This is a genomic window from Mycobacterium sp. IDR2000157661, assembly GCF_022317005.1.
In the GTDB taxonomy this organism is placed as follows: domain Bacteria; phylum Actinomycetota; class Actinomycetes; order Mycobacteriales; family Mycobacteriaceae; genus Mycobacterium.
In genome coordinates this window covers 3,880,026-3,904,965 of record NZ_CP081006.1, presented here as the reverse complement: position 1 = coordinate 3,904,965, position 24,940 = coordinate 3,880,026, and the positions used below count along the sequence as shown (strand labels likewise).

27 protein-coding genes and 1 pseudogene are annotated in these 24,940 nt (G+C 67.9%); 16 read left to right on the top strand and 12 right to left on the bottom strand.

Annotated features, from left to right (window positions below):
- Window positions 1-179 precede the first annotated feature (179 nt).
- From bfr to K3G64_RS20050, 5 genes are all read left to right on the top strand, one after another.
- Complete coding sequence (gene bfr / locus K3G64_RS20070; protein WP_238950851.1) at window positions 180-665, top strand: bacterioferritin; 486 nt, start codon at window positions 180-182, stop codon at window positions 663-665.
- A gap of 136 nt (window positions 666-801) precedes the next feature.
- Window positions 802-2,868: an MDR family MFS transporter gene (locus tag K3G64_RS20065; protein ID WP_238886810.1), complete on the top strand. Its 2,067-nt coding sequence runs from the start codon at window positions 802-804 to the stop codon at window positions 2,866-2,868.
- A 43-nt stretch (window positions 2,869-2,911) separates the two neighbouring features.
- Window positions 2,912-3,394 carry a carboxymuconolactone decarboxylase family protein gene (locus tag K3G64_RS20060; RefSeq protein ID WP_238886808.1) on the top strand — a complete coding sequence of 161 codons (483 nt, stop codon included), beginning with the start codon at window positions 2,912-2,914 and terminating at the stop codon, window positions 3,392-3,394.
- A 21-nt stretch (window positions 3,395-3,415) separates the two neighbouring features.
- Window positions 3,416-4,786 carry a glutamine synthetase family protein gene (locus K3G64_RS20055; RefSeq protein WP_238886807.1) on the top strand — a complete coding sequence of 457 codons (1,371 nt, stop codon included), beginning with the start codon at window positions 3,416-3,418 and terminating at the stop codon, window positions 4,784-4,786.
- On the top strand, window positions 4,783-5,904 hold the full coding sequence (locus K3G64_RS20050; RefSeq protein WP_238886805.1) for an amidohydrolase family protein: 1,122 nt from the start codon (window positions 4,783-4,785) through the stop codon (window positions 5,902-5,904). Before K3G64_RS20055 ends, K3G64_RS20050 begins: the two co-directional genes overlap by 4 nt.
- A 1-nt stretch (window position 5,905) precedes the next feature.
- On the opposite strand, the gene K3G64_RS20045 is transcribed toward K3G64_RS20050, so the two are convergent.
- The 3 genes and pseudogenes from K3G64_RS20045 to K3G64_RS20035 form a co-directional block, all read right to left on the bottom strand.
- Window positions 5,906-6,322 (bottom strand): nuclear transport factor 2 family protein, encoded by a 417-nt coding sequence (locus K3G64_RS20045; RefSeq protein WP_238886803.1) that lies wholly within the window; start codon window positions 6,320-6,322, stop codon window positions 5,906-5,908.
- Window positions 6,323-6,338: 16 nt separating this feature from the next.
- Window positions 6,339-8,129 (bottom strand): N-acyl-D-amino-acid deacylase family protein, encoded by a 1,791-nt coding sequence (locus tag K3G64_RS20040; protein WP_238950849.1) that lies wholly within the window; start codon window positions 8,127-8,129, stop codon window positions 6,339-6,341.
- 88 nt (window positions 8,130-8,217) lie between these two features.
- Window positions 8,218-8,708 (bottom strand): annotated as a pseudogene (locus K3G64_RS20035) (hypothetical protein).
- A gap of 18 nt (window positions 8,709-8,726) precedes the next feature.
- Between K3G64_RS20035 and K3G64_RS20030 the strand changes: the two are divergent.
- From K3G64_RS20030 to K3G64_RS20010, 5 genes are all read left to right on the top strand, one after another.
- Complete coding sequence (locus K3G64_RS20030; protein WP_238886801.1) at window positions 8,727-9,638, top strand: dienelactone hydrolase family protein; 912 nt, start codon at window positions 8,727-8,729, stop codon at window positions 9,636-9,638.
- A 77-nt stretch (window positions 9,639-9,715) separates the two neighbouring features.
- Complete coding sequence (locus K3G64_RS20025; RefSeq protein WP_238886799.1) at window positions 9,716-10,822, top strand: glycosyltransferase; 1,107 nt, start codon at window positions 9,716-9,718, stop codon at window positions 10,820-10,822.
- A gap of 54 nt (window positions 10,823-10,876) precedes the next feature.
- Entirely contained in the window at window positions 10,877-11,275 is a 399-nt protein-coding gene (locus tag K3G64_RS20020) for a hypothetical protein (RefSeq protein ID WP_238886797.1), read from the top strand.
- A 104-nt stretch (window positions 11,276-11,379) separates the two neighbouring features.
- Window positions 11,380-11,820 carry a hypothetical protein gene (locus K3G64_RS20015; protein WP_238886795.1) on the top strand — a complete coding sequence of 147 codons (441 nt, stop codon included), beginning with the start codon at window positions 11,380-11,382 and terminating at the stop codon, window positions 11,818-11,820.
- Entirely contained in the window at window positions 11,810-12,508 is a 699-nt protein-coding gene (locus tag K3G64_RS20010; RefSeq protein ID WP_238886793.1) for an HAD family hydrolase, read from the top strand. The genes K3G64_RS20015 and K3G64_RS20010 overlap by 11 nt, the downstream gene beginning before the upstream one ends.
- A gap of 24 nt (window positions 12,509-12,532) precedes the next feature.
- Here the strand turns inward: K3G64_RS20010 and K3G64_RS20005 are convergent, their stop codons facing one another.
- Entirely contained in the window at window positions 12,533-13,630 is a 1,098-nt protein-coding gene (locus K3G64_RS20005) for an Rv2629 family ribosome hibernation factor (RefSeq protein WP_238886789.1), read from the bottom strand.
- Window positions 13,631-13,677: 47 nt separating this feature from the next.
- Window positions 13,678-14,322: a TetR/AcrR family transcriptional regulator gene (locus tag K3G64_RS20000; RefSeq protein WP_238886787.1), complete on the bottom strand. Its 645-nt coding sequence runs from the start codon at window positions 14,320-14,322 to the stop codon at window positions 13,678-13,680.
- Window positions 14,323-14,374: 52 nt separating this feature from the next.
- Between K3G64_RS20000 and K3G64_RS19995 the strand changes: the two genes are divergently transcribed.
- Complete coding sequence (locus K3G64_RS19995; protein ID WP_238886785.1) at window positions 14,375-15,703, top strand: FAD-dependent oxidoreductase; 1,329 nt, start codon at window positions 14,375-14,377, stop codon at window positions 15,701-15,703.
- Here the strand turns inward: K3G64_RS19995 and K3G64_RS19990 are convergent.
- Window positions 15,666-16,991 (bottom strand): cytochrome P450, encoded by a 1,326-nt coding sequence (locus tag K3G64_RS19990; protein ID WP_238950847.1) that lies wholly within the window; start codon window positions 16,989-16,991, stop codon window positions 15,666-15,668. The genes K3G64_RS19995 and K3G64_RS19990 overlap by 38 nt on opposite strands.
- 59 nt (window positions 16,992-17,050) lie before the next feature.
- Here K3G64_RS19990 and K3G64_RS19985 point away from each other — a divergent pair, with 59 nt between their 5' ends.
- A complete protein-coding gene (locus K3G64_RS19985; protein ID WP_238886783.1) occupies window positions 17,051-18,970 on the top strand; it encodes a flavin-containing monooxygenase in 1,920 nt (639 codons plus the stop codon).
- Here the strand turns inward: K3G64_RS19985 and K3G64_RS19980 are convergent.
- Complete coding sequence (locus K3G64_RS19980) at window positions 18,967-19,470, bottom strand: nuclear transport factor 2 family protein (protein WP_238886781.1); 504 nt, start codon at window positions 19,468-19,470, stop codon at window positions 18,967-18,969. The genes K3G64_RS19985 and K3G64_RS19980 overlap by 4 nt on opposite strands.
- Before the next feature lie 235 nt (window positions 19,471-19,705).
- Here K3G64_RS19980 and K3G64_RS19975 point away from each other — a divergent pair, with 235 nt between their 5' ends.
- Window positions 19,706-20,110 carry an alpha/beta hydrolase gene (locus tag K3G64_RS19975; protein ID WP_238886780.1) on the top strand — a complete coding sequence of 135 codons (405 nt, stop codon included), beginning with the start codon at window positions 19,706-19,708 and terminating at the stop codon, window positions 20,108-20,110.
- A gap of 27 nt (window positions 20,111-20,137) precedes the next feature.
- Here the strand turns inward: K3G64_RS19975 and K3G64_RS19970 are convergent, their stop codons facing one another.
- From K3G64_RS19970 to K3G64_RS19960, 3 genes are all read right to left on the bottom strand, one after another.
- Entirely contained in the window at window positions 20,138-20,602 is a 465-nt protein-coding gene (locus K3G64_RS19970) for an SRPBCC family protein (protein ID WP_238886779.1), read from the bottom strand.
- Window positions 20,603-20,716: 114 nt separating this feature from the next.
- Complete coding sequence (locus K3G64_RS19965) at window positions 20,717-21,040, bottom strand: hypothetical protein (RefSeq protein WP_238886777.1); 324 nt, start codon at window positions 21,038-21,040, stop codon at window positions 20,717-20,719.
- Window positions 21,041-21,132: 92 nt separating this feature from the next.
- Window positions 21,133-21,345: a hypothetical protein gene (locus tag K3G64_RS19960; protein ID WP_238886769.1), complete on the bottom strand. Its 213-nt coding sequence runs from the start codon at window positions 21,343-21,345 to the stop codon at window positions 21,133-21,135.
- A gap of 206 nt (window positions 21,346-21,551) precedes the next feature.
- On the opposite strand from K3G64_RS19960, the gene K3G64_RS19955 reads away from it, so the two are divergent.
- Window positions 21,552-22,439: a cyclopropane mycolic acid synthase family methyltransferase gene (locus K3G64_RS19955; RefSeq protein ID WP_238886767.1), complete on the top strand. Its 888-nt coding sequence runs from the start codon at window positions 21,552-21,554 to the stop codon at window positions 22,437-22,439.
- Here the strand turns inward: K3G64_RS19955 and K3G64_RS19950 are convergent.
- Window positions 22,420-23,283 (bottom strand): alpha/beta fold hydrolase, encoded by an 864-nt coding sequence (locus tag K3G64_RS19950; RefSeq protein WP_238886766.1) that lies wholly within the window; start codon window positions 23,281-23,283, stop codon window positions 22,420-22,422. The genes K3G64_RS19955 and K3G64_RS19950 overlap by 20 nt on opposite strands.
- 56 nt (window positions 23,284-23,339) lie before the next feature.
- Between K3G64_RS19950 and K3G64_RS19945 the strand changes: the two genes are divergently transcribed.
- Window positions 23,340-23,963, top strand: a complete 624-nt coding sequence (locus tag K3G64_RS19945; protein WP_238886764.1) for a TetR/AcrR family transcriptional regulator — start codon at window positions 23,340-23,342, stop codon at window positions 23,961-23,963.
- Window positions 23,964-23,971: 8 nt separating this feature from the next.
- Complete coding sequence (locus K3G64_RS19940) at window positions 23,972-24,529, top strand: hypothetical protein (protein WP_238886762.1); 558 nt, start codon at window positions 23,972-23,974, stop codon at window positions 24,527-24,529.
- Window positions 24,530-24,548: 19 nt separating this feature from the next.
- Here the strand turns inward: K3G64_RS19940 and K3G64_RS19935 are convergent, their stop codons facing one another.
- Complete coding sequence (locus tag K3G64_RS19935; protein ID WP_238886760.1) at window positions 24,549-24,926, bottom strand: thiol-disulfide oxidoreductase DCC family protein; 378 nt, start codon at window positions 24,924-24,926, stop codon at window positions 24,549-24,551.
- Between the last annotated feature and the right edge of the window lie 14 nt (window positions 24,927-24,940).

The following is a 24,940-nucleotide window of genomic DNA, read 5'->3' as shown; positions in this document are numbered from 1 at the left end:
TAGGCAGTCCAGAGTAGGTCGCGGATCTGCGACACACGCCGCCCGAGCGGGGCGTTATAGTGACGAAACCGCGCCTCGCCCAACCACAAAGGCGCGCTATCCGTCATTTCCTGGACTAGATTGGAAGCCGCACGACCGATAGCGACAGTGACCCAGCCCCCAGGTGCCCAGGAGTGACCATGCAAGGCGATCCGGACGTTTTGAAATTGCTCAACGAGCAATTGACGAGCGAACTCACGGCCATTAATCAGTATTTCCTGCATTCCAAAATGCAGGCGAATTGGGGCTTCACGGAACTCGCGGCGTATACCCGCAAAGAATCATTCGAGGAAATGGTTCACGCGGAGGAAGTCACCGACCGCATTCTCATTCTCGACGGGTTGCCCAACTATCAACGGCTGTTCTCCCTGCGAATCGGTCAGACCCTGCGCGAGCAGTTCGAGGCCGACCTGGCGATCGAGCACGAGGTGCTCGAGCGGCTGCGCCCCGGGATCATGATGTGCCGCGAGAAAGGCGACGCCACGTCGGCGACGCTGCTGGAGCGGATCCTCGCCAACGAGGAGGAACACGTCGACTACCTCGAGACGCAGTTGCAGCTGATGGACAAGCTCGGCGATGCGCTGTACGCCGCGCAGTGCGTCTCGCGCCCGCCGACCGCGTTGTAGCCCGCACCGACGTCCCCACACCGCACCTCGTCTGCTCTTCCTTTCCGCCAGTGCGCGTCTGCACCCGCGTCAACGCGTAACTTTCATAGCCTGACTAACGATGTGATGGGAGAGAGTTCCGCCCCGGATGGGAGTCATGACGAGTCAGGCCGCGCCGACCGCCGACGCCGACCACGAGTCGACCACCGCGTTGATCAGCCCGCAGCGCCGCAACATCATCTTCGTTGCGGTGCTGCTCGGCATGCTGCTGGCCGCACTCGACCAGACCATCGTGGCGACGGCCTTGCCGACGGTGGTCGCCGACCTCGGTGGGGCAGGTCACCAGTCGTGGGTGGTCACCAGCTACCTGCTCGCCTCGACGATCGTCACGGCGGTGGTCGGCAAGCTCGGCGACCTGTTCGGCCGCAAAACCGTCTTCCAGGTCTCGATCCTGTTCTTTCTCGCGGGCTCGGTGTTGTGCGGGCTCGCCGGCTCGATGACCATGCTGGTGGCTTCGCGGACGCTGCAGGGCATCGGCGGCGGGGCCGTCTTGGTGACGGCGATGGCCGTCATCGGCGAGGTCATCCCGCTGCGCGAACGCGGCCGATACCAAGGTGCGCTCGGCGCGGTCTTCGGTGTGACGACCGTGATCGGCCCGCTGCTCGGCGGCTTCTTCACCGATCACCTCACGTGGCGGTGGGCCTTCTGGATCAACATTCCGGTGGCGCTGATCGTGCTGGCCGTCGGCGCCGTCGCGATCCCGTCGCTGCACAAGGCGGCCCGGCCCGTGATCGACTACGCCGGAATCCTGTTCGTCGGCCTCGGCGCAACGGGGCTGACGCTGGCCACCAGTTGGGGCGGCAGCACGTACCCGTGGTCCTCGGCGGTGATCATCGTCCTGTTCGCGGCGTCGGCCTGTGCGCTGGCGATCTTCGTGTGGGTCGAGACCCGCGCCGCCGAACCGGTACTGCCGATTCGATTGTTCGCCAGTCCGGTGTTCACCGTCTGCTGCATCCTCGGGTTCATCGTGGGCTTCGCGATGCTCGGTGCGCTGACGTTCCTGCCGACGTTCATGCAGTTCGTCAATGGCGTCTCGGCAACCGAATCCGGGTTGCGCACCCTGCCGATGGTCGCGGGCATGCTGCTGACCTCCATCGGCAGCGGCAGCATCGTCGGCCGCACCGGCCGCTACAAGGTGTTCCCCGTCGTGGGCACAGCGCTCATGGCCGTCGCGTTCCTGCTGTTGTCCGGAATGGACGCGGCCACCCCGGCATGGCGCCAGTCGCTGTATCTGTTCCTGCTCGGCGCGGGCATTGGGCTGTGCATGCAGATTCTGGTCCTCGTCGTGCAGAACACTTCGAGCTTCACCGACCTCGGCGTTGCGACATCGGGGGTGACGTTTTTTCGAACGATCGGAAGTTCCTTCGGCGCAGCAATTTTCGGCTCGCTGTTCGCCAATTTCCTGGCGGGCCGGATCGCGCCTGCGCTGGCCGCAGGCGGCGCCCCGCCCCGCGCAGCGGAGTCCCCGCAGGCGCTGCACGAATTATCGCCGTCGATGGCCGCACCCATCGTCGACGCCTACGCCGACTCCCTCGGGCAGGTGTTTCTGTGGGCCGTTCCGGTCGCGGTCGTCGGTTTCGTCGTCTCGCTGTTCCTCAAGGAGGTCGAACTGCGCGAGATGGAGACGGTCTCGGTGACCGACCTGGGCGAGGGCTTCGGAATGCCGAGTGCCGAGTCGCCGGAGAAGATCCTCGAGGTCGCGGTCGGCCGCCTGTTCCGCGACTCGCCCGACATCCGGCTGCGTTGGCTCGCCGAGCAGCCCGGCTGCGAACTCGACGTCTGCCAGATGTGGGCACTACTGCAGATCTACCGGCAGAACCAGGTGTTCGGCTCGGCGACGCTGACAGACATCGCCGAGCGCCTGCGCGTGCCGCATGAGGTGATCGCGCCGGCGTTCGACGACCTCGTCGAGCATGGGCTGGCGCTGCGCACCGGCGGCCGACTGTGGCTGACGCAGGACGGTAAGCGCCGCGTCGACGCCATCTCGGCCGCGATCGTCAACCGCATCGTGGAGAAGCTGGCCACATCCCCGACGTTCGAGGGGCGGCCGGACCGGCTGCAGGTCGAGGCGGCACTCGAGCGGATCGCCCACCGCATGCTGGTACAGCGGGACTGGACCGACGAGAAGGGACCGCCCGCACCGGCGGGCGCGAGCCGAAACTAGAACGTGTTCCTATCCGTCGGCGTCGGGGCGTACGATGCCGATCATGAGCCGCATCGGGGACTTCGCCGACGACAACGCTGCCGCCTGGGTGGTGAAGTCGCCCGACATCGGCGTCGCGATGGCCGGGTTCACCAACGCGGTCTACACGAAGAACCGACTGCCCATGCGGGCGCGCGAACTGGCCCGGATGGTCATCGCCCTCGACAACGAATGTGTGGTGTGTCAGAACACCCGTGACTCGGAAGGGCTTGCCGCCGGTGTCGACGAAGACCTCTACGACCACGCCGCCGAATGGCGGACCTGGCCCGGCTACAGCGCCCAGGAGCGGATCGCCGCCGAGTTCGCCGAGCGCTTCGCCGCCGACCACACCGGCCTGCGCGACGACGAGGACTTCTGGCAGCGCTGCCGCGAGCACTTCAGCGACGAGCTGCTCACCGATCTCGCGCTGTCCTGCGCGATGTGGCTGGGAATGGGTCGCATGCTGCGCACGCTCGACATCGGCCAAAGCTGCAAGATCACCCTGTGAGCCGCAGCGCGACCGCGCACAATGGCTGTCGTGACCCCATCGGCAGCCAAACCGCTCGCCGCCGCCGCCATCGCCCAGCTCGAGGCTGACGGCGTCGCGACTCTCATCGGCACGGTCGTCAACCCGGCGGGGCTGACGCACGCCAAGACCGTGCCGCTGCGGCGGATGGGTGCGTTCGCCGACCCCGGACTGGGCGCCAGTCCGGTATGGCATGCGTTCGCCATCGATCAGACCGGCATTGTCTTCGGTGACGCCATCACCCCGGTCGGCGACCAGCGAGTCCGCATCGACATGTCTGCGCTACGCATCTTGGGCGACGGATTGGCATGGGCGCCAGGCGGTTTCTACAACCAGGACGGTTCTGCCGATCCGTACTGCAGCCGCGGAGCGCTCAACCGCGTGCAGGACCGACTGGCCGATGCCGGCATCAGCGCGGTCGTCGGGCACGAGATGGAGTTTCTGCTGGTGGCCCCTGACGGCAGCCGAATGCCGTCACATCTGTGGGCGCAGTACGGGCTGGCCGGTGTGCTGGAGTTCGAGGGGTTCGTCCGCGACGTCACCAACGCGGCCACGGGCTCGGGTGTCGCGATCGAACAGTTCCATCCCGAATACGGTCCGAACCAGTTCGAGATCTCGCTGGCTCCAATGCCGCCCGTCGCGGCGGCCGACGCGCTGGTGCTGATGCGCATCATCGTCGGGCGCGTCGCACGCCGGTACGGGCTACGGGTGAGCCTGTCCCCGGTGCCGTTCGCCGGCAGCGTCGGATCCGGTGCCCATCAGCACTTCTCGCTCAAGCGCGGTGATACGCCGCTGCTCTGCGACGGCACCGGTGTCAACGGCATGACGGCCGAAGGAGAGTCAGCCATAGCCGGACTGGTCGCCGGGCTGCCCGAGGCCCAGGGTGTGCTCGCCGGCTCGGTGCTGTCGGGTCAGCGGATGCAGCCGGGACACTGGGCCGGCGCCTATGTCTGCTGGGGCACCGAGAACCGGGAAGCGGCGGTGCGCTTCCTGGTCGGTGGGCCGAGCAATCCGTACGGCGCCAACGTCGAGGTCAAGGTGATCGACCCGTCGGCCAATCCCTACTTCGCGACAGCGGCGATCCTCGGTCTGGCACTCGACGGGATCGAGCGAAAGCTCTCGCTGCCACCGGAGACCACCGTCGACCCGGCGACGCTGACCGAGGCGCAGCGGGAACAGGACGGTATCGTCTTGCTACCGGAGAAGCAGGCCGACGCCCTCGACGAGTTGGACCGATCGGCGGCGATGCGCGGCATCCTCGGCGACGAGGCGGTCGATGCCGTGGTCGCGGTGCGCCGCTACGAGCACGAGAACTTCGGCTCACTGAGCCCCGAACAGGTCGCCGACAAGTTCCGGCTGGCCTGGAGCGTATGACGGAGCGCAAGCGCGGTGCGCTGGCCGAACACGTCGAACAGGTCGCGCTCATCGATCACCACGTACACGGTTGCTGGCTGCAGCGCCCCGAGCGGGAGCGGTTCGAGAACGCCCTCAACGAAGCGAACACCGAGCCGCTGGCGGACTTCGATTCGGCGTTCGACACGCAGTTGGGCTTCGCGGTGCGCGCCCACTGCGCACCGCTGCTCGGCCTGCCCAGGCATGCCGGCCCGGACACCTACTGGTACCGCCGCAGCGAATACGACGAGGCAGAGCTGGCCGAGTTGTTCCTGACGTCGGCGACGGTCTCGGATTGGCTGGTGGACACCGGATTCGCCGAAGGGGTCGGTGACCTCGCGCAGCTGTCGAGACTGACGCCGGGTACCGTGCACGAAGTCGTCCGCCTGGAGACGGTGGCCGAAGACGCGATGCGCAGTCCCGGCGACTACGCCGAGGCGTTCGAGGCGATACTGACTCAGCGCGCCACAGGCGCGGTGGCGACCAAGTCGATACTGGCCTACCGTGGCGGCTTCGCCGGTGAGCTGTCCGAGCCGCCCGCGGCCGAGGTGGCCGAGGCGGCGAAGCGCTGGCGAGACAGCGGCCGGCAGCGGCTGACCGATCGGGTGCTGTTGCGGTTCGGGCTGTATCAGGCTCTGCGGGTGGGCAAGCCGCTGCAGTTCCATGTCGGCTTCGGTGACCGCGACTGCGACCTGCGCGCGGGCAATCCGCTGCACCTACTCGACTTCCTGCGCCGCAGCGGCGACACACCGATCATGCTGTTGCACTGCTACCCGTACGAGCGCGAAGCCGGTTACCTGGCGCAGGCCTTCAACAACGTGTACCTCGACGGCGGACTGGCGATCAACTACCTCGGGGCTCGCGCCGGCGCGTTCATCGGGCGACTGCTGGAGATGGCGCCGTTCCGCAAAATCGTCTACAGCTCGGACGGGTTCGGCCCCGCTGAGCTGCACTTCCTGGGAGCCCGGTTGTGGCGCAATGGGATACGCGACGCGATTCAGGGGTTCGTCGACGCGGGGGAGTGGTCGCCGCGCGACGGGATGCGTGTGGTGGACATGATCGCGAACGGCAACGCCCAGCGCGTCTACGGGATCGGCTGATTCAGACCAGACCGGTCGCGTCGAACACCCAGCTCATGTCGGCGTTGGCGAAGTCCTCCATCCAGGTGGGCGGCGCGTTGTTGGCCAGCGCACCCATGTCCCAGTAGTCCTTCCACAGGGTGATCTCGCCGTCCTCGACGCGATGCACGCTGACGAACTGCAGGACGGCCGATTCCCCGGTGGGCCAGTGCCATTCCTCGTGGTGTTCGTACATCACGTCGACGCCGTTGTCGACCATGAGGCCGGTGAAGTTCTGATAGGAGGCCAGCGGTTCCAACCCGATCTTGAGCCGTTTGACGATGTTCTCCGGTCCCCGCGCGGCCGCGGCGGGACCCACCGGCATGTCGAGGTAGATGCAATCGTCGGACAGGTACGTCTTCACCGAGTCCCAGTCACGCTCCGAGAGCGCTTTCCACATGCCCAGAACCGTATCCTCAACTGACACTGGCTAGTTCGCCTTCCTGTCGAGACAGCGCGGGCGCCTTGTGCGCCGCACGCAGGAACCGCCCGGTACGCCGGCGGCCCACCAGGTCCGTTGGCCTGCCGTCGACGAACACCGCACGGCCACCGACGAAGACCGCGGTCACGGTGTCGTCGTTGCGGTTGACCATGCGCGACAGCCCGCCGTACTGGGCCACCGGTTCCTCGGCGTAGGCGTCCAGCGAGTCGTCGAGTCGGGCTGGATCGACCACGACGATGTCGGCGCGGTCCCCGATGCGCAGGTGACCGGCGTCGATGCGGTAGAAGTCCGCGAGCTCTCCGGTGAGTCGGTGCACCGCCTGCTCGACCGTCATGAACGGCTCACCGGCTTGCTCGGCGTCGCGCACGTGACGCAGGAAGCGCAGCCCCATGTTGTAGAACGCCATGTTGCGCAGGTGCGCGCCCGCGTCGGAAAAGCCCATCTGAATACCGTTGTCGCGGGCGAGCTTTCTGAGCACCTCGGGTCGATGGTTGGAGATCGTGGTGCGCCAGCGCAGCGCCCTGCCGTGCTCGAGCACCAGATCCAGGAAAGCGTCGACGGGATGCAGTCCGCCGCGCTCGGCTCCGACCACACCGAACGACTTTCCGATGACCGCGGGGTCGGGGCACGCGACGATCTCGGCGTCGAAGAAGTCACGCTGCCAGACCCGGATTCCGAGCTTGCTCTCGTACTCCTTGCGGAAGCGGCGCCGGTACGCCTCCTCGCGCATCAGCGCATTGCGCTCCACCTCGTCGCGCAGATGCAACGCCGCCGCTCCCGCACCGAATTCCTCGAACACCACCAGGTCGATGCCGTCGGCGTAGACCTGGAAGGGCACCGGCAGGTGTTGCCACCGGAAGTCGCCGCCGAGGCGGTTGACGAACCGGGCGGCCGGTCCCAGTGCGTGGATGCTGTACGGATTCGACTTCACGTCGGCGGCCGACAGCAGGCTGGTCTTGAGCGGATTGCGCACGATGCCCAACGACTGCACGAGCTGGGAGGCCAGGTTGAGCGGGTTCTCTATGTTGGGCCCGGACTGCAGCACCCGGCCCGCGCGGCGCAGCAGCGACTTGAGCCGGCGCAGCTCACGCGGTTTTGCGTAGGTCGACGGCAGCGTGCGCGAGCGGCATATGTCACCGTCGAGCTTGTCGAAAAGTAGTTGCTGGGAGGACATCCCGACAAAACCCGCCGTCAGCGCGTCGGCCAGCCAGCGCTCCATCTGAGCCTGTTCGGCCTTGCTGGGCCGCACATCGGCGCGGGTGGCCCGGTCTAGACCCATCACCGCGGCCCGCATATCGGAATGCCCGATGAACGCCGCGACGTTGGGGCCGAGCGGCCGGGCTTCGAGGGCAGCGATGTACTCCTCGCAGTCGGTCCAGGTCTTGTTCTGGTCCACGGCGGCGATGACGTGCTCGCGGGGGATCGCCTCGACCCGGCCGAAGATGTCGCCCGCGTCGGTTCCGTTCACGTGGACTGTCGAGAGCGAGCACGATCCCAGCATCACGGTCGTGACGCCGTGACGCAGCGACTCCGTGAGGGCGGGCCCACCAAGCACCTCGACGTCGTAGTGGGTGTGGATGTCCAGCATGCCGGGCAGGACCCATTTGTCCGAGGCATCGATGACCTGCGGGCATCCGGTGGAGTCGAGGTCGTCGAGGCCGATGGTCATGATGTGGCCGTCGCGGATTCCGATGTCGCGCACCGCTGACGGAGCTCCGGTGCCGTCGAACCAGCGCCCGCCGCGGATGATCGTGTCGTAGCTCACCACGCCATAGAACAGTGCCGGGTTGACCGGTGTCAACGACAACCGTGAACAGATTTTCAAAAATGTCTAGTACCTTGGTGACCTGCTGCTATTCGGCCCCCCAGCCGTCGGGCATCCGGCCGTCGACATCGGTGAAACCGTACTCGCGGGCCAGCGGCCGAGGTGAGTGACCGCTGGTTCCACCCTGCACGCCCGGCGTCACGGCGACAGAGGTCGCTCCGAATCGCGCGAGTTCCATGGCCGTGGCTGAAGGCGAGTCGGTTCACTTCCGTCCTGACCAAGTGGTAGAACACCGCATGGACAGCCCGTCGTCTAGGTCGTGCTCCCAGATCGGGCCATTCCACGCCGGTGGCGGCCCCTTCAGGATCTCCGCGCCCCAGATGTCATTGACGAGAATGTCGAGGGTCCCGAATTCCTCCCGCAGCCGGTCCCCGAGGCCGCGGACTTGGCCGATGTCGAGATGATCGACCGGTACGGCGACGCCGCCGCCTCCGAGCGCGCTGACCAACTCGGCTGTCAAGCCCCGGCGACGACGGCGACACGGCCGCGCAGGGCATCAGGGTCCGCTGTCCAGTGCATAGGGGCATACTCGCGGAGATGACCCCCTTGCAGCGCTACATCGCCGAGGAAATCGCCACCGACCACGTCGACGGCCTGCTCTCGCGCCGGGAAGCGCTGCGTCGGCTGGCGCTGCTCGGTGTCGGCACCGCGGCGGCCACGGCCCTGTTCACCGCGTGCGGCCGGAACAGCGAATCGGAGGGGGAGCCGAGCGTGACCGCCAGCGGTGCGGCGACCGACGACGCCCCGCCGCCGGGAAGCGAAACGGAGCTGCCGACGACGCCGGTGACCTGGGCCGGCCCGCGCGGCGAGTTGCAGGGTGCGTGGGCCGAGGCGGCGGACACCCTCGGCAGCGTGATCGTCATCCACGAGAACAAGGGCCTCACCGACCACATCCGGTCGGTGGCGGGCCGGTTCGCGGGCATCGGCTACTCGGCGTTGGCGATCGACCTGCTGTCGGGGCAGGGCGGCACCGGCCGGTTCGGGGATCCCGCCGAGGCGACGGCGGCCCTGGGCAGGATCCCGCCGGAAGACGGCGTGGCCGATCTGATGTCGGGCATCGCCGAACTGCAGCGGCGGGTGCCCGGTAAGCGCACCGCCGCCGTGGGGTTCTGTATGGGTGGCGGGTATGTGTGGCGGCTGCTGGACTCCGGCGCGCCGGGGCTGGCGGCCGCCGTGCCGTTCTACGGGCCGACTCCGGACAATCCCGACTTCACCGACTCGAAAAGCGTTGCTGTGCTTGGGATCTACGCTGCTGAGGACCAGCGTGTGAATGCCACCGAACCGATCGCGCGGGCGGCCCTCGAGCAGGCGGGGATGGTGTTCGAACTCGTCACCGAACCCGGTGCCAACCATGCGTTCTTCAACGACACCCGGGAGCGCTACGACGCCGCCGCCGCAACCGACGCCTGGTACCGCGTCCAGAACTGGTTCACCCGGCATGTCGCCTGACGGTTGTTAACGCAGCGTTCGACTGCCGGTCAGGTTCGCGTTCTTGACCGCACACGCGCCGCGGCGACATTCACCCCATGCGCGTTGTGCAGGTGGCGAACTTCTACGGCCCGCGATCCGGCGGTCTGCGCACGGCGGTCGACCGCCTAGGCGCGGAGTACTGCGCCCGGGGCCACGAAGTGTTCCTCGTGGTACCCGGCAGGCAATCGGAATGGCGTCAGCTTGCGTCGGGAGTTGTCCGGATCTCATTGCCTGCGTGGCTGATCCCAGGCGCCGGCGGCTACCGCGCGGTGCTTCCCGGACCCGTCACCGGGCTGCTCGAACAGCTCTCGCCGGACGCGTTGGAGGTATCCGACCGGTTGACGCTGCGCTCGCTGGGCGCCTGGGGACGGCGCCGAGGCGTCGCCACGATGATGATCTCCCACGAACGCCTCGACCGCCTCGTCGGCCAGGTGCTTCCCGGCAGGGCGGCACGTGCGGTGGCCGACGTCGCCAACCGGCGGACCGCCGCGAGCTACGACGCCGTGGTGTGCACGACCGCGTTCGCCCGCGAGGAGTTCGACCGCATCGACGCCACCAACGTGCTCACGGTGCCGCTCGGTGTCGACCTCGACCAGTTCCATCCCCGCCGCCGCTCGGCGACGGTCCGGCAGCGATGGGCCCGTCCTGAGCAGACGCTGCTCGTGCACTGCGGTCGCCTCTCGGTGGAGAAGCACGCTCATCGCAGCATCGATACCGTTGCCTCGCTGCGTGATTCGGGCGTCGATGCTCGACTGGTCGTCGTCGGGGAGGGGCCGTTGCGGGCCCGGCTGCAGCGCCAGGCCGCGGGTCTGCCCGTCGACTTCACCGGTTTTATCGGATGCCGTGACACCGTCGCCACGATCCTGGCGTCCGCCGACGTGGCGCTGGCGCCGGGACCGCACGAGACGTTCGGGCTCGCCGCCCTGGAGGCGTTGGCCTGCGGAACGCCTGCAGTCGTCTCGCGTACCTCGGCGCTCGCCGAGATCCTCACCGCGGAGAGCGGGGCGGCCGCCGACAACGATCCCGACGCCATCGCGCGCGCCGTCACCTCGGTCATCAGCCGTCCTGAGCCCGAGCGACGCACCGACGCCCGCCGCAGAGCCGAGCAGTTCACCTGGCCGCGGGCCGCCGCAGGCATGCTGCGCGCTCTCGGCGCCCGGTAGCCGTCCCGCCGAATCCGGCTGTGTTCGGCGTTTCGACTGACTACCATCGCCGTCATGATCAGGTCGCTGGCGATCGGGGCCGCAGCCGCCGCGCTGGCGTGCGCTTCGGCCACCGTGGTCGCCGGCGCCGAACCGGCCGCCCGGGGGTGCACGTACTCGATGTCCCCACCGCACGTGGTGTCGGTCTCGGGCACCCAGATGGTGACCGTGACCATGTCGCCGGCCGCCTGCGACGACGCCAACCCCTTCTCCACGGTCGCCTGCGTGCAACTGGAGGGCGGCTCGGGTCCGGGCAAGTGCGCTCAGGGGAACGGCACGCTGCCGGCCCAGGTGTACCTGTCGCCGTTCCAGCCGGGCGCCACGTACATCGCGACCGGCAGAGGCTGCGCGTCGACGGGCAACCCGCCCGAATCGGTGTGTGCGCCCACCGGACCGGTGACCGCAACGCCCTAGCACGGCCCGACGCCTTCGTTTAGGCCGGTCGGCCTTCGGGAAATCCGCCTAACTAACGGACTCGTCAGTGCTGCGGGTCTGTCGAATCGACCCGAGGAGCCGACATGGATAACAACATCGTCGTGTGGATCATCGTCGCGGTGGTGGTGATCGCGATCATCGCGCTAGTGGCGTTCCTGGCCCGTCGGGCGCGCACCAAGCGTCGCCGGGTGGAGGCCGACCGGCTGCGCGCAGAAGTCGACCAGAAGGCGCCGCACCTCGCCAAGCGGGAGTCCGTCGCCCAGGAGACCGAGGCACGCGCCCGCGCCGCGCAGGCCGAAGCGGAGGCCAAGGCGGCCGAAGCCGACCGGCTCCAGGACGCTGCGCGCACCCACCGCGATTCGGTGAACACCAAGCGCGATGAACTCGACGAGCAGCGCGCCCGCGCCGACGCGCTTGATCCCAGGTCCGGTGCCTCCGACCCGGCCGCCGAGGCCGACGTGCACCCGCACGAGACCCGCCCCGAGCAGCCCCGATCGGGCGAGCATCAGCGCCGTGACGGGTAAGACCAGCACCACCTCGGCCGTGTTGTTCGACGTCGACGGCACCCTCGTCGACTCGAACTACCTGCACGTGCATGCCTGGCATCGGGCCTTCGAAGAAGCCGGGGTGCCGGTGGAGGCCTGGCGCATCCATCGCTCGATCGGCATGGACGGCACCACTCTGGTCAACACGCTGGCCGCCGACGGCGACGAAGAAACGCGCTCGCTGGCCAAGGATCTGCACTCGCGCTACTACCGCGAACTCGCGCCGATGCTCAAGCCGCTGCCGGGCGCGCGCGGGCTGGTGGAGGCCGTGTACAAGCTGCAGGTCCAGGTGGTGCTCGCGACCTCGGCCCCCGAAGACGAACTGCAGATCCTGCGCCAGGTGCTCGACTGCGACGACCTGGTCGCGGCCGTCACGTCGTCGGAGGACGTCGACACGGCCAAGCCGCGGCCCGACATCGTCAAGGTCGCACTGGACCGCGCGAAGGTCAGCGCGCAGCACGCCGTGTTCGTCGGCGACACCGTCTGGGACGTCGAGGCGTGCAACCGCGCAGGCGTCAAGAGCATCGGTGTCCTCAGCGGCGGGGTGTCCCGCGGTGAGCTCGAAAAAGCGGGTGCGCAGCGGGTTTTCGAGAACTCGCTGGATCTGTGTCAGCACCTCGACGACACGCCGATCGCGGCTCTGGCCAACATCGTGGGTGCCCGCTAGCCGGCTGTCAGCCGAAGGCTCTGCTCAGCGCAGCGCGTACCGCAGTATCGCCGCCACACCGTCGGCGGGTTCGATGCGCTCGTCGGTGCGGATCAACTCGGCACCGGTGGAGATCGCCACCATCGGCAGCGCCTCATCGGCCCGCAGGGTCTGCGCCGGTGCGGCGCCCAACTCGGACAGCACGTTGGGATTGGGCGCAATCGTCGAGAGGTCTTCGCCGGCAACGACAGTCGCGTCTCCGACATCACCGATGATCAGCGTCTCCACCGCTCCGGCGCGCAGCGCGGCGGTCACGCCGTCCAGCCCCTCGGCGGCCAGGCCCTCACCGCGGCCGAGTGCGGCGGTGAAGCGTTGCGCCGCGTCGTCGATGGCCGCGACCCGGCGCCGCTGGAACTCCTGGTCGATCTCGTGGCGCAGGTCGTCGTCCTCGAAGCCGCTGTTTCGCGCCCCCACCTTCACTTCCACCACCCGCTCGGTCACCCGCTCGGGCAATTCGGCCAGCAGGTCCGCGCGCGAGCGCACCTCGCCGACGACGAACACGACCTCGGGGGAGGCGTCGTCGAAGAGCGTGGTGAGCTGGCTTGCCACCGCGCGGACGTTGCGCTGCCGGGCACCTTCGGCGGTGCCCTGCGGGTCCCCCCAGCCCGGAGTCTCCGCTCCGGCGGCCTTGTGCACGGGGTAGGCGGTGCCATCGACGGTGTCGGAGACGGCGGTCCCGTCCCGGTACAGCGTGAGGTCACCACCCGCATGGTCGACGATCACGACCGCGTAGGTCGGGCGGCCCACCCCGTGTTCGATGATGGGCACGAGATAGGGCAGCGGCGAAACCCGCACCTCCGGGCCCGCGGGCCGGATCAGATGCTCGTCGACAAGGATCCCGTCGGAACTGGCGACCACGGCACGGCCGCTGCGGCCCACCGCGGGGCGGGCGCCTACGACAGCCTGCTCGATGCTCTCCGTGACGGCGGGATCGGCGCCCTGCTCCTCGAGTTGTTCGCGCAGCGACCGCCACCTCAATTCCAGCAGGGCCGCGGCGTCCTCGGTGTTGTGCGAGTCTTCGAAGTACACCGATGCGTAGGGCCCGTTCGAGGTCAACAGCGTGCGGAAGTGTTCGGAATGCATGCGGTACGGGTTGCCCGCCCGATGGCCGGGCAAACGAACGGCTCGGCTCAAGGGCCGAGGAGCTGGATTCGCAACGCGGCCGCCAGCCAGTTCTCGAACCGGCTGCGCGACCAGCCGCGCGCGCCGACCAGTCGGTCGTAGAGCACCGCGTCGGTGGCCAACCATGTGATGTCGACCGCTTCCCTCCGGTTGAGGCCAGGACGCAGCGCGTCGAGTTCGGCTAGGCGCCGAACCACGGTCCGGGCGCCGGCAAGGCGTTGGCCGCACATCTGCTCGACAAGCTCCGCGGCCTGCGCGTCGGTGTCAGCCGCGACCTCCAGGACCCTGACCAGCGGCCCGACCCTGACATCGATGTCGACGACCAGGCGGACCCATCCGGCCAGCAGCGCTTCGGGTTCGGTGTGCTCGAGCAGTTGTCGGACCGCTTCGCGCTCGATGAGGGCACGTGGCTCGTCATCGCCGGCCACCGCCCAGTCCAGCGCCGTCTTCAGCAGCTCCGGCTTGCCGCCGGCCGCGGTGAACACGGTCTTGCGGCTGACGCCGGCCGCGTCGGCGACGGCATCGACGGTTGTCGCGGCGAACCCACGCTCGACGAACAATCGCGCGGCCGCGGCGATGACCCTCCGCTGCGTTTGGCGTGCCTGCTGGGCCCTGAGGTCGGAGCGGTAGCCACGCTTGACAACACCCGACATTCTAAGTGACTCTCGTAGTATTCATTACACTACACGTTACCTCAATTGGAGCATGATGAGAACCGTTGTCGTCGGCGCGGGACCGACCGGTGTCTTCACTGCCGTGGCGCTGGCACGTCGCGGCCGCAAGGTCACGCTTGTGGACCGCGACCCTGGACCACCCTCGCGAGGAGAGTGGCGGCGCAGAGGTGTGATGCAGTTCGAGCACGCGCACAGCTTCCGCGGCCATGTGGTCGACGCCCTTGCGGCCGAACTGCCCGATGCGCTCCACGCTTTGGTGACCTCGGGCGCCGAGGTGGTGATGGCCCCCGGGGAGCCCACACGCCCGGCCGGGCTGCGGTGCCGCCGCAGCGTGTTCGAGCAGGCGCTGCGCCGATGCGCGGCCGGGCAGCCGGGCGTGCACCTGGTCACCGCCCACGCCGACGAGGTCGTCGCCGCGCACGGGCGGGCCACCGGTGTCCGCATCGGCAGCGCGGTGCTCGAGGCCGATCTGGTCATCGACGCGTCCGGGCGCGCAGGCCGTTTCGGAACCGCGGTGCGTGGGCGCGGAGAACGGGTCGACTGCGGCGCCACCTACGCCGGCCGGCAGTACCGGTTGCGGTCAGCCGCCGCTTTCGGCCCGACGAACTCCGTGGTCGGGCTGTCGCTCAGTCTCGGCGGCTACGGCGCAGTGGTGTTCATCCACGACAACCGCACGTTCACGGTCACCGTGATACACAGCGGAACCGACGACCGCCTGCACCGACTGCGTCACGACGCCGTGTTCGACGCCGCGGTCCGCGCCGTCCCGGGGATATCGGACTGGGTCGACCCGCGCCGGTCGCGGCCGATCGCCGCGGTGCTACCGGCGGGACGGTTGTACAACAGCTATCGCGGCCAACTCGACGACGCCGGTGCGCCCGTGCTCACCGGCCTCGTCTCGGTGGGCGACGCGGTGTGCACCACCACACCGCTGGCGGGGCGGGGAGTGTCGCTGGCCTTCGGGCAGGCTCGCGAACTGATCGCGATGATCGACCACGATGCCGCTGATCTACACACGCTCACGACTGAATTCGACGCGTGGTGCGAGCGTCACATCAAGCCGTGGTACACCGACCACCTGACCTGCGACACCGACCGCGTGCGGCGTTGGTCGGGCGGCGACATCGACCTCGGCAGCCCCCTGCCCTCCGATCTCATCGTCGCCGCCGCCGAGGCCGACCCGCAGCTGCATGCCATCGTCGCGCCATACGTCACCATGGACGCCCTCCCGGCCAGCCTGGCGCCCGCCGAACCGCGGGCGCGCGAGATCTATGCGGGCGGCTGGCGTCCGAACCCCGCGGCCGGGCCCACCCGAGAGGAACTCAGCGCGCTGGTGTCCAGGACACCGGCAGCCGCTTGATGCCATGGATGAACGGCGACAGCAGCCGGGCGGGTTCCTCGGTGGCCGCGATGTCGGGCATCTGGCGGTGCAGTTCCTCGAAGGCGACACTGATCTCGCGACGGGCCAGGTTGGCGCCGAGGCAGAAGTGCGCGCCGCCACCGCCGAATCCGGCGTGCGGGTTGGGGTTGCGGCCCAGGTCGAAGCTCCACGGATCGGTGAACTTGTCCTCGTCGCGATTGGCCGAGCAGTACCACAGGGTGGCCTTGTCGCCCGCGGCCATCTTGACGCCGCTGAGCTCGAAGTCCTCGGTCAGCGTCCGGCGCATGTAGATCACCGGCGAGGCCCACCGAACTATCTCCTCGACCGCCGTCGGCGCCAGCCCCTCGTAGTCGGCCCACCAACGCGCGCGCTCGTCGGGATAGCGGGTGAGCGCGAGGACACCGTGGCTGATCGCGTTGCGGGTGGTCTCGTTGCCCGCCACCACCAGCAGGATGAAGAACGACGCGATCTCGGCCGAGGTCAGCCGCTCACCGTCGACCTCGGCCTGCACCAGCGCCGTCGTGAGGTCCTCCTGCGGGTTGACGCGACGGTCCTCGGCATGGGCGGTCGCGTAGGCACCGATGTCCATGGCGACCTTGACGAACTGCTCGTAGTCGGTGGCGATGTCCTTGTCACCGAAGCCGAGGATGACGTTCGTCCAGTGGAAGATCTGCTCGTGGTCGTCCTCCGGAATGCCCATCATGTCGCAGATGACCTGCAGCGGCAGCGGGCCGGCCAACTCGGTGACCACCTCGCCGGTGCCGTCGGGATGCCGTTCGATCATCGTCTCGACCAGCCGGCGCGCACGATCGCGGACGGATGCCTCGGTGCGTGCGACGACCCGCGGGGTGAACGCGCGGCTGACGATGTTGCGCAGCCGCAGGTGCCGGGGGTCGTCCATGACGATCATCGAGCCGAAGTACTCCGACAGCTCCGGGTTGGCGTCATTTATCGTGATGCTCGGACTCGAACTGAAGATCTGCGGATGGCGGCTGGCGTACCAGACGTCCTCGAACCGGGTGACGGCCCAGTGCCCCGGGCCTTGCTGCACACCCGGCGTCTCCAGCGCCGGGTGGAAAGACACCGGCGCCTCGCGGCGCAGCGTGGCGAACGCGCCGTCGCGAAAGTCGTCGTCGGCGACCCAGAACTTCCAGGAGCCCAGATCGATGTCGGACAGTGGCACGTCGGGGGGAGCGGTGCCGTTCAAGCGTGTCGCGATGCCCACGTCTCCGAGGGTAGGCCGCTGTCGGCGCGAGCAGACGCGAATGCCCCCGAAATGGCGGCGTTTGGGGGGCGCTTTCGTCTGCTCGCCGGTAGAAAAGTACCGTGCGCAACCCACATGCCGGGCAACCGTTTACGACGTCGGACGAACGGATCGCCGCGGCCTTGCTGGACGTCAGCATCCCCACCTTGATGCTGTCGCTGGTGCACATGTCCGGCGATGCGAATCTGATCCGCGGCGAGTTGAAACCGGCCGGGCTGTTCCTCAACGAAGTGCAGGGCTATATGTCGGAGGAGGACAAAACAGCGGTCCGCAAAATCGCCCTGGAGGTCATCGCCGACTACCGCGACCGGGGCTGCCCGGAACCCGAACCGGTCGGCGCGGAGTTGCTGCGCGAGATGATGCAGTGGCTGGTCTGCGAACCCGTGCCGGAGGAGTACGTCCCGATGCTGCTCGAGGAGATGGAACTCGACGGCCGCGACGCCCGATCAGTCCCGGCCGCCGGCCGTGCGGACGACTTCCCGGTCGTCGTCATCGGCTGCGGGGAGTCGGGACTGTTGGCGGGGATCCGGTTGAAGGAGGCGGGCATCCCGTTCACCATCGTCGAGAAGAACGCGGGGGTCGGCGGCACCTGGTACCAGAACACCTATCCCGGCGCCCGGGTCGACGTGCCCAACCATTTCTACTGCTACAGCTTCGAACCGACGGACCAGTGGACCCACTTCTTCGCCGAGCAGCCGGAGCTGCAAGCCTATTTCGAGCGGGTGATGGACAAGCACGACATCCGCCGCCACGTCCGGTGGGAGACCGAGGTCACCGAAGCCGCGTGGGACGACGACACCTCCACGTGGACCGTTCACACCGTCGGTCGTGACGGCACGACCGCGGAACTGTCGGCGCGCGCGGTGATCACGGCGGTGGGGCAACTCGACAGGGCCCATACCCCGACGATCCGAGGACAACGGGAATTCGCCGGACCGGCATTCCACTCCAGCGCATGGGACCACTCGGTCGACCTGAAGGGCAAGCGGGTCGCCATGATCGGCGCGGGCGCGAGCGGATTCCAGATCGCGCCGACCATCGCACCGGATGTCACGCACCTCACCGTGTTCCAGCGCACGGCGCAGTGGATGTTTCCCAACCCCGGCTATCACGACAAGGTGGGTCCGGGTGTGCAGTGGGCGCTGCGGCACCTGCCCTTCTACGGCCGCTGGTACCGCTTCCTGCTGTTCTGGCCCTGGTGCGACAAGGGTTTGGACGTTGCGCGCGTCGATCCCGAGTATCCGGACCAGCAGAGGGCGATCAACGAGATCAGCGAGGTCACCCGGGTCATGTTCACCGAGTGGATTCTCAGTCAGGTCGGCGACGACCCCGAACTGCAGGCCAAGGTGGTGCCGGACTACCCGGCGACCGGCAAGCGCACACTGCAGGACAACGGCAGTTGGCTCAGAACGCTGACCCGTGACAACGTCGAGCTGGTCCGCACCGGCATCGCTCGCATCGAGTCCGACGCCGTGGTGACCGAGGACGGGGCACGCCATTCAGCTGACGTCATCGTCTACGCCACGGGCTTTGAGCACACCAAGCTGTTGTGGCCCATGACCATTCGTGGCCGACACGGAGAAGTCCTCAGCGAGCGATGGGGTGAGCGACCGTCGGCGTACCTGGGCATCACGATCCCGAACTATCCGAATTTCTTCTGCATGAACGGTCCAGGCACCTGGCTGGCCAGTGGCGGCAGCCTGATCTTCCAGTCGGAATGCCAGATGCGTTACATCACGCAATGTCTGGAGCTGCTCATCACGGGCCGACACGCGACGATGGAACCGACCGTGGAGAAGACGACGGACTGGCACGAGCGCAGTCAGGCCGAGATGCGCACGCTGGTGTGGTCACAGCCCACGATCAAGCACTCGTACTTCAAGAACAGCTCCGGGGAGGTCCACACGCTCAGCCCGTGGCGCCTGGTCGACTACTGGACGTGGACCCGCGAGCCCGATCCGGCCGACTTCGTTATCCGCTAGCCCAGCGTCCAGTTCATGTTCCGGGCGAATTGGCGCGCGTCATCGGACAGCGTGCCCAGCTCGTGGCAGCGCTGGACGTAGCCCTGCACCATCACCAGGAAGTTCATCGGGTTGTAGGCGTCCTCCTCATAACTCCACCTACCGTCGCCCGCGTACTTGAGCACCGTTATGACCGGCGTGCCGTGCACGCTGCCGTCGCCGGGGTCCTTCATCGTGTTGACGTTGCGGTTGATGACCCAGCCCTTGTCGACGTCGACCGAGTACCACTCGACTGGGTAGTGCGGCATCTCGCTGCCGGGAAACGTGTTCATCGTGGCGACGATCCAATCGCGGATGGTGTCGCGACCCGACATGTTGCCCAAGGCGTGCTCGACGTAAGTGGCGTCCTCGGTGAACTGGTCGGCGTAACTGGACCAGTCCCACGTTTCGCCGATGTCGACGACCACATCCTGGTAGCGGGCGAACGCATCCTCGAGCTCCTCGCGCGACCACCGACTCACCACAGACTCCTTCGTCTCGCCGTGCCTCTGGCTGTTCCTACCAAATCCGCCGGGACGGCGGGCACGTTTCGGATACCGCCGCGCCCAATGTGGCCGCGCGGCAATGCGATAGCAGCTCGGGAGCTAGGGTTCGCAGCATGGCTCTCGGGATCGATGCGCACGTGCTCGACCAGATGGCACCGTTGCTGGCCGCGGTCGGCGAGGCCGAGGCCGCGCCCGCACCCGGTTCCCGTCGATGACTGCTTCTGCGCGCTGCGGTGGCTGGCCGATGCTCGACGACCGCACCGCCACACCGGACCCGCAGATCGCGCCCTTTCTCACCTGGACCTACGAGGACAACATGACCGGATGGGGCGCGCTGCTCGGCCGGGACGCCGGAACCGAAGCGGCTACGGCGTATGCGGCGCCTGCGCGCGCCGAGGATCTCAGCGGCCTGCCGCAGACGTACCTCGACGTCGGCGACCTCGACATCTTCCGCGACGAGAACATCGTCTATGCGCGACGACTCGCCGATGCAGGCGTGCCGACCGAACTTCACGTCTACCCGGGCTGCCCGCACGCGTTCGAGGTGCTGGCCCGCAGCGCCCCCGTGTCGCGGCGAGCGCTCGCCGATCGGGTGCGTCGCCTCCGAAGCCTGTGATGGGTTGGCGGACAGACTGACTCGGGTTCAGGCGGTGCCGGGTGTTTCGACGACGGCCTTGATGCGTTCGAGCGTCTTGCGCATATCGCGGATGTTGCGCCTGCGCCGTAGCTGACCGCCGAGCGCTGAGAACACCTTCATCGCGACCGAGTCGTCGAGGCGGAACGACTCGGTGACGTCGGTGCCACCGTCGACCGGAGTGAGCCGGTAATGCCAGCTGTTGACCGGCTTTTCGCCGAGCAACACCGCGAAGCCGAACTCGCGTCCGGGCTCGCAGGCCGTCACCTCACACGTCGTCCAGTACACCGGGCCGATCTCGTTGCGCTTGACGTGACCACGGAACCGCGCGCCGAGCGCGGGCCCGGCGGCCCCGTCGAGCCACTCGGCCTCCATCACCTCCGGCGAGAACTTCCCGGTGTTGCGCACATCGGCGATCAACTCCCAGATCCGCTCCGCCGGAGCCGCCATCGAGACCGTCACCGATCCGTCCAACACGTGCTCCTTCGCTTGCCTGCAGATTCCCCACTGTGTCGCGTAGGGAGTGCTTGCACAAGGTCTGACTCGCGGTGGGCCGCGGTGTGAGCGGCGCGTCGCCGCGGTCTGTGGTCATGGCCCCGGACGTCGCCGGCGGGTGATGACCGAAACCGGGGGGCGACGGGAGACCTCGCCGTACAGGTCGGGCCAGGGCGGTCGGCGGACCATTGCCAGCCCGGCGAGCGCCACCGAGACCAGCCCCACTGAGATGCCCAACATGGCGATGCGGGTGGCGTCGACCGCGGGCTGCCATTGCGCCCGCCCGTCCTTGACGACGAACAGCCCGACCGGCTTGACGACCGGGATGATCGTGGTGCCGTCGGCCACCTCGTAGGGCCGGCCGTAAACGCGGCCCTCGTCGATGTCTCGCAGGTGTCCCGCCTCGCGCAGATCCATGCCTCATGCATACTCCGCCCGCCCTGATGAGTCACCGGTCCGACCGGTGGCCGAGTACGGCGTCACCGCGCGCGGCCGATCTGACTCAGACCTCAGCGGTCGAAATCCGCCTCGTCGTCGGGCAACGGCACCTCGAGCGCCTGCTCCACCAGGTCGGCCTCGCTGGCCTCCCAGTCGCGCGCGGTCGTGATGCGGTCGGCGTCGGTCCAGGTGTCCTGGTCCTCGTCGGCCACCGGAATGCGTTGTTCCGCCACGTCCGCCTCGGGAGCAGCCTCGCCGGACTCGGGGCCGTCAGGGTTGGTCATGAACGGTCTCCGTTCTGTGTCGATGGGCCTGCGAAGCGCCGCTGCGTGCGCGTCAACAATAGTGCGGCCGGTCGACCATCATCCTGACCAGGCCAATGAGGTCGGCCAGCCGTTGCTGTGCGTAGACTTCCCTCTCGACGGGGAGGCTCTCGAACCGCGCGGAGCGCCCGTCGGTGACCACAAACCAAGACGTCAGAGGCTGTGCTGTGCCAGAAAACACCAAAGATCTCACGCCGCATTTCGAGGATGTGCAGTCGCACTACGATCTGTCCGACGACTTCTACCGGCTGTTCCTCGATCCGACGCAGACCTACAGCTGCGCCTACTTCGAGCGCGAGGACATGACCCTCGAAGAGGCACAGCTCGCCAAGATCGACCTGTCGCTGGGCAAGCTGGGGCTGCAACCCGGCATGACACTGCTCGACGTGGGTTGCGGCTGGGGCGCGACCATCAAGCGCGCCGTCGAGAAGTACGACGTCAACGTGGTGGGGCTGACGCTGAGCAAGAACCAGCAGGCCCACGTGCAGAAGGTCCTCGACGGCATCGAGACCGGGGGAGACAGCCCACGCGAGAAGCGGGTGCTCCTGCAGGGATGGGAACAGTTCCACGAGCCGGTCGACCGCATCGTCTCGATCGGCGCGTTCGAGCACTTCGGTCGCGACCGCTACGACGAGTTCTTCAAGACGGCGTACAAGGTGCTGCCCGCCGACGGCGTGATGATGCTGCACACCATCGTCAAACCCGACGACGAGGAGTTCAAGGAGCGGGGTCTGCCGGTCACGATGACGAAGATCCGCTTCTTCAAGTTCATCATGGACGAGATCTTCCCCGGCGGTGATCTCCCGCAGCCGGTCAAGGTCAAGAACCACGCGACCAAGGCCGGCTTCGACGTCAAGCTGGTGCAACCGCTGCGGCTGCACTACGCGCGCACGCTCGACACCTGGTCGGCCGCGCTGGAGGCCAATAGGGACGAGGCCATCCGCATCCAGTCCGAAGAGGTCTACGAGCGTTACATGAAGTACCTCACCGGCTGCGCCGACCTGTTCCGCGAAGGCTATACCGACGTCTGCCAGTTCACGCTGACGAAGGGTTAGCCGCGCCCCGGTGCTCCCCGCAGCCGACGATGGTGTCGATGACGGCGTCCGGGGCGTCCAGCGACACGAACGTCCGCGCGTTGGGGACCTCGATCAGCGTGGAGTTGGGAAACAGGCCCGCGAGTCGCCTGCCGAGCGAGGGGGTGAACGAACGGTCGCGCTGACCCCACACCACACACACCGGCTTGGTGAAGCGCGGCAACCGCGTCGCCACATCGGTCAGATCGGTCTTTCGAACCGCCCGCAGCAGGGCAGCCAGGTCCCGCCGGATCCGCACGTCGGTGCGCCCCGGCTCCAGCCACGACGCCGTCAACCGCTTGTCCGGCCGAGCCAGCAGCCCGTAGCCGAGCGGGGAGTGCCGCAGTGCCGTCAGCCGCATATGCTCGAACAGGAGCTTGATCGACACCGGTCCGCGCAGCAACGCGAAGACGAAATCGAAGGGGAAGGGCGGAAACTTGTCGAAGGCATCACAATTGGTGAGCACCAACCGCCCGACCCGGTCACCGAATTCGTCGACCACCAGCTGACACAACCCGCCACCGGTGTCGTTGCCGACCAAGGTCACGTCCGAAAGATCAAGCGCGACAAGGAAATCACGGACCATCGCCGCGACCGAGTGTGGGGTCAGCCGCACGCCCGTATTGACCGGGACCGTGTGTGAGCCCAGCGGCCAGGTCGGCAGATAGCAGCGGTAGCCGCGCTGCGCGAGGCCGTCGGCCACCCGGTCCCACAACCGGCTGTCGACCAGGATGCCGTGCACGAAGACGACCGGAGGGTGCGCGGTGTCCTCCGGGCCCACCACGCGGTAGTCGATCGTTGCGTCTGTCAGCGCGACCTGCGGCATGTTCGCTATCCTCTCAAAGTTACAAACACTTAGTACGAAAGTTACGTGCACACTGTATGGAAGTCAACAGGGGCGGCTCCACCGGCCGGCGCACCCAGGCCGAGCGCACCGCGGCGACGCGGGCGCAGCTGATCGAGGCTGCGCGCAAGTTGTTCGCGGACCGGGGGTTCGCCGACATCTCGACGCAGGCCATCGTGGCCGAGGCCGGGGTCACCCGGGGGGCGCTCTACCACCAGTTCGAGGACAAGGCCCAACTCTTCGCGGCTGTCTACGAGGACGTCGAGCGTGACCTGGTGGCCGACATCGCACGCCAGATCGCCGAGCAGCAGCCTGCCGACCCGCTGGCGGCCATGCGGGTGGGCGCCCGGCTGTTCCTCGACGGCTGTTCAGCCCCCGACGTCGCCCAGATCGTGCTGATCGATGCACCCGCGGTGCTCGGCTGGGTTCGTTGGCGCGAGGTCGGCATGAAGTACGGCCTCGGCGTGATCGAGGGCATGCTGGCACACGCCATCGCCGAGGGCTCGATCCCCGATCAACCGGTGCGGTCGACGGCACACGTGCTGCTCGGTGCGCTGGACGAGGCGGCGCTGTACATATCGCGCGCGGCGGACCGCGCCGCGGCACGTGCCGAGATGGACGCCGTGTGCGATCGCCTGCTGTTCGGCATCGCGGGCCGATGACAGGGCCGATGACAGGGACTGCCGACTCGGCCAGGGGCGGTCACTGGCTACGATCGCGCCCGTCGCGCGGTCTGCTTCTGGCCACGCTTCTGATATCTCTGGCCTTGGGCGTGGCGGTGGTGATGGTCGAGGGCGCGGAGACCCAGACGTGGTCCGGTGCACCGCTCAGCGACGACGAAGCAGCGGCGCAAGTGGTGGCCGCGGCCAGGCAGATCGTCTCGGCCGCACAACTGCAGCAGACCGCGGGGGGTTACTCGTTCCAGCCGTGCACCACCACGGGGAACCCGCCGTATCAGGTCACTATGTACGCCACTTTCGCTGTGCCCGAACGCAATCCGGCGCGGTATCTGGACGGTGTCGCCGATGCGATGAGCGCAGACGGGTGGGCGCGCTCTCCGGTGGTCGGCGAACGTTTCGGGGCGAAGCTCAGCTCAGACGGTGTGGTCGCGCTTATCAACCGTGACGCGACCGACTCGGGTCACGCCACCCTTCGGCTCTACGGCGAGTGCCGCAACTGGGGAGCACACCGCGACGACGACCCGGCGTGGACCGAGATCGATTTCTGAGCGTCGGACAACCGGCGCCTCAGCACGCGACCGGGTTGGATTCGCAGTAGGGGGTGGTGCCCGGGAAGCGGTAGCGGTGGTCGGCCACCCATCGGTAGACAGCCTCCTCGAGCACGCGGACGCCGGGGATCCGGTAGACCAGCAGCGGCACCCGGGTGCCTGCGGCCGCCGAGACCGCGGCGTTCACCGCTTCCGCCCCGGCGTACACCGCACCGGAGTCGTCGAGCCAGCGCACCGACTCCAGCAGCCGAGACTCGGGAATGCCCAGCCGGGCGGCGGTGCCCTCGCTCTGCAGCGGTTCGGTTCGCAGCTCGCCGGTCCGGTCGAACTTCATCAACAGATTGCGCGACCGGGTGCACATTCCGCAGTTGCCGTCGAAATACAGGGTGCCGGGCATGCTTCGATTGTCCT

What these genes read in the sequence shown, in the direction of transcription:
- K3G64_RS20015 (WP_238886795.1), top strand. Translation starts at nt 11,380, where the DNA reads ATGGATAACAACATCGTCGTGTGGATCATCGTCGCGGTGGTGGTGATC.
- K3G64_RS19940 (WP_238886762.1), top strand. Translation starts at nt 23,972, where the DNA reads ATGACAGGGACTGCCGACTCGGCCAGGGGCGGTCACTGGCTACGATCG.
- bfr (WP_238950851.1), top strand. Translation starts at nt 180, where the DNA reads ATGCAAGGCGATCCGGACGTTTTGAAATTGCTCAACGAGCAATTGACG.
- K3G64_RS19935 (WP_238886760.1), bottom strand. Translation starts at nt 24,926, where the DNA reads ATGCCCGGCACCCTGTATTTCGACGGCAACTGCGGAATGTGCACCCGG.
- K3G64_RS19975 (WP_238886780.1), top strand. Translation starts at nt 19,706, where the DNA reads ATGACTGCTTCTGCGCGCTGCGGTGGCTGGCCGATGCTCGACGACCGC.
- K3G64_RS19960 (WP_238886769.1), bottom strand. Translation starts at nt 21,345, where the DNA reads ATGACCAACCCTGACGGCCCCGAGTCCGGCGAGGCTGCTCCCGAGGCG.
- K3G64_RS20060 (WP_238886808.1), top strand. Translation starts at nt 2,912, where the DNA reads ATGAGCCGCATCGGGGACTTCGCCGACGACAACGCTGCCGCCTGGGTG.
- K3G64_RS20050 (WP_238886805.1), top strand. Translation starts at nt 4,783, where the DNA reads ATGACGGAGCGCAAGCGCGGTGCGCTGGCCGAACACGTCGAACAGGTC.
- K3G64_RS20000 (WP_238886787.1), bottom strand. Translation starts at nt 14,322, where the DNA reads ATGTCGGGTGTTGTCAAGCGTGGCTACCGCTCCGACCTCAGGGCCCAG.
- K3G64_RS20025 (WP_238886799.1), top strand. Translation starts at nt 9,716, where the DNA reads ATGCGCGTTGTGCAGGTGGCGAACTTCTACGGCCCGCGATCCGGCGGT.
- K3G64_RS20030 (WP_238886801.1), top strand. Translation starts at nt 8,727, where the DNA reads ATGACCCCCTTGCAGCGCTACATCGCCGAGGAAATCGCCACCGACCAC.
- K3G64_RS19995 (WP_238886785.1), top strand. Translation starts at nt 14,375, where the DNA reads ATGATGAGAACCGTTGTCGTCGGCGCGGGACCGACCGGTGTCTTCACT.
- K3G64_RS20020 (WP_238886797.1), top strand. Translation starts at nt 10,877, where the DNA reads ATGATCAGGTCGCTGGCGATCGGGGCCGCAGCCGCCGCGCTGGCGTGC.
- K3G64_RS19945 (WP_238886764.1), top strand. Translation starts at nt 23,340, where the DNA reads ATGGAAGTCAACAGGGGCGGCTCCACCGGCCGGCGCACCCAGGCCGAG.
- K3G64_RS20065 (WP_238886810.1), top strand. Translation starts at nt 802, where the DNA reads ATGACGAGTCAGGCCGCGCCGACCGCCGACGCCGACCACGAGTCGACC.
- K3G64_RS20045 (WP_238886803.1), bottom strand. Translation starts at nt 6,322, where the DNA reads ATGTGGAAAGCGCTCTCGGAGCGTGACTGGGACTCGGTGAAGACGTAC.
- K3G64_RS19965 (WP_238886777.1), bottom strand. Translation starts at nt 21,040, where the DNA reads ATGGATCTGCGCGAGGCGGGACACCTGCGAGACATCGACGAGGGCCGC.
- K3G64_RS20005 (WP_238886789.1), bottom strand. Translation starts at nt 13,630, where the DNA reads ATGCATTCCGAACACTTCCGCACGCTGTTGACCTCGAACGGGCCCTAC.
- K3G64_RS20055 (WP_238886807.1), top strand. Translation starts at nt 3,416, where the DNA reads ATGGCTGTCGTGACCCCATCGGCAGCCAAACCGCTCGCCGCCGCCGCC.
- K3G64_RS19950 (WP_238886766.1), bottom strand. Translation starts at nt 23,283, where the DNA reads ATGCCGCAGGTCGCGCTGACAGACGCAACGATCGACTACCGCGTGGTG.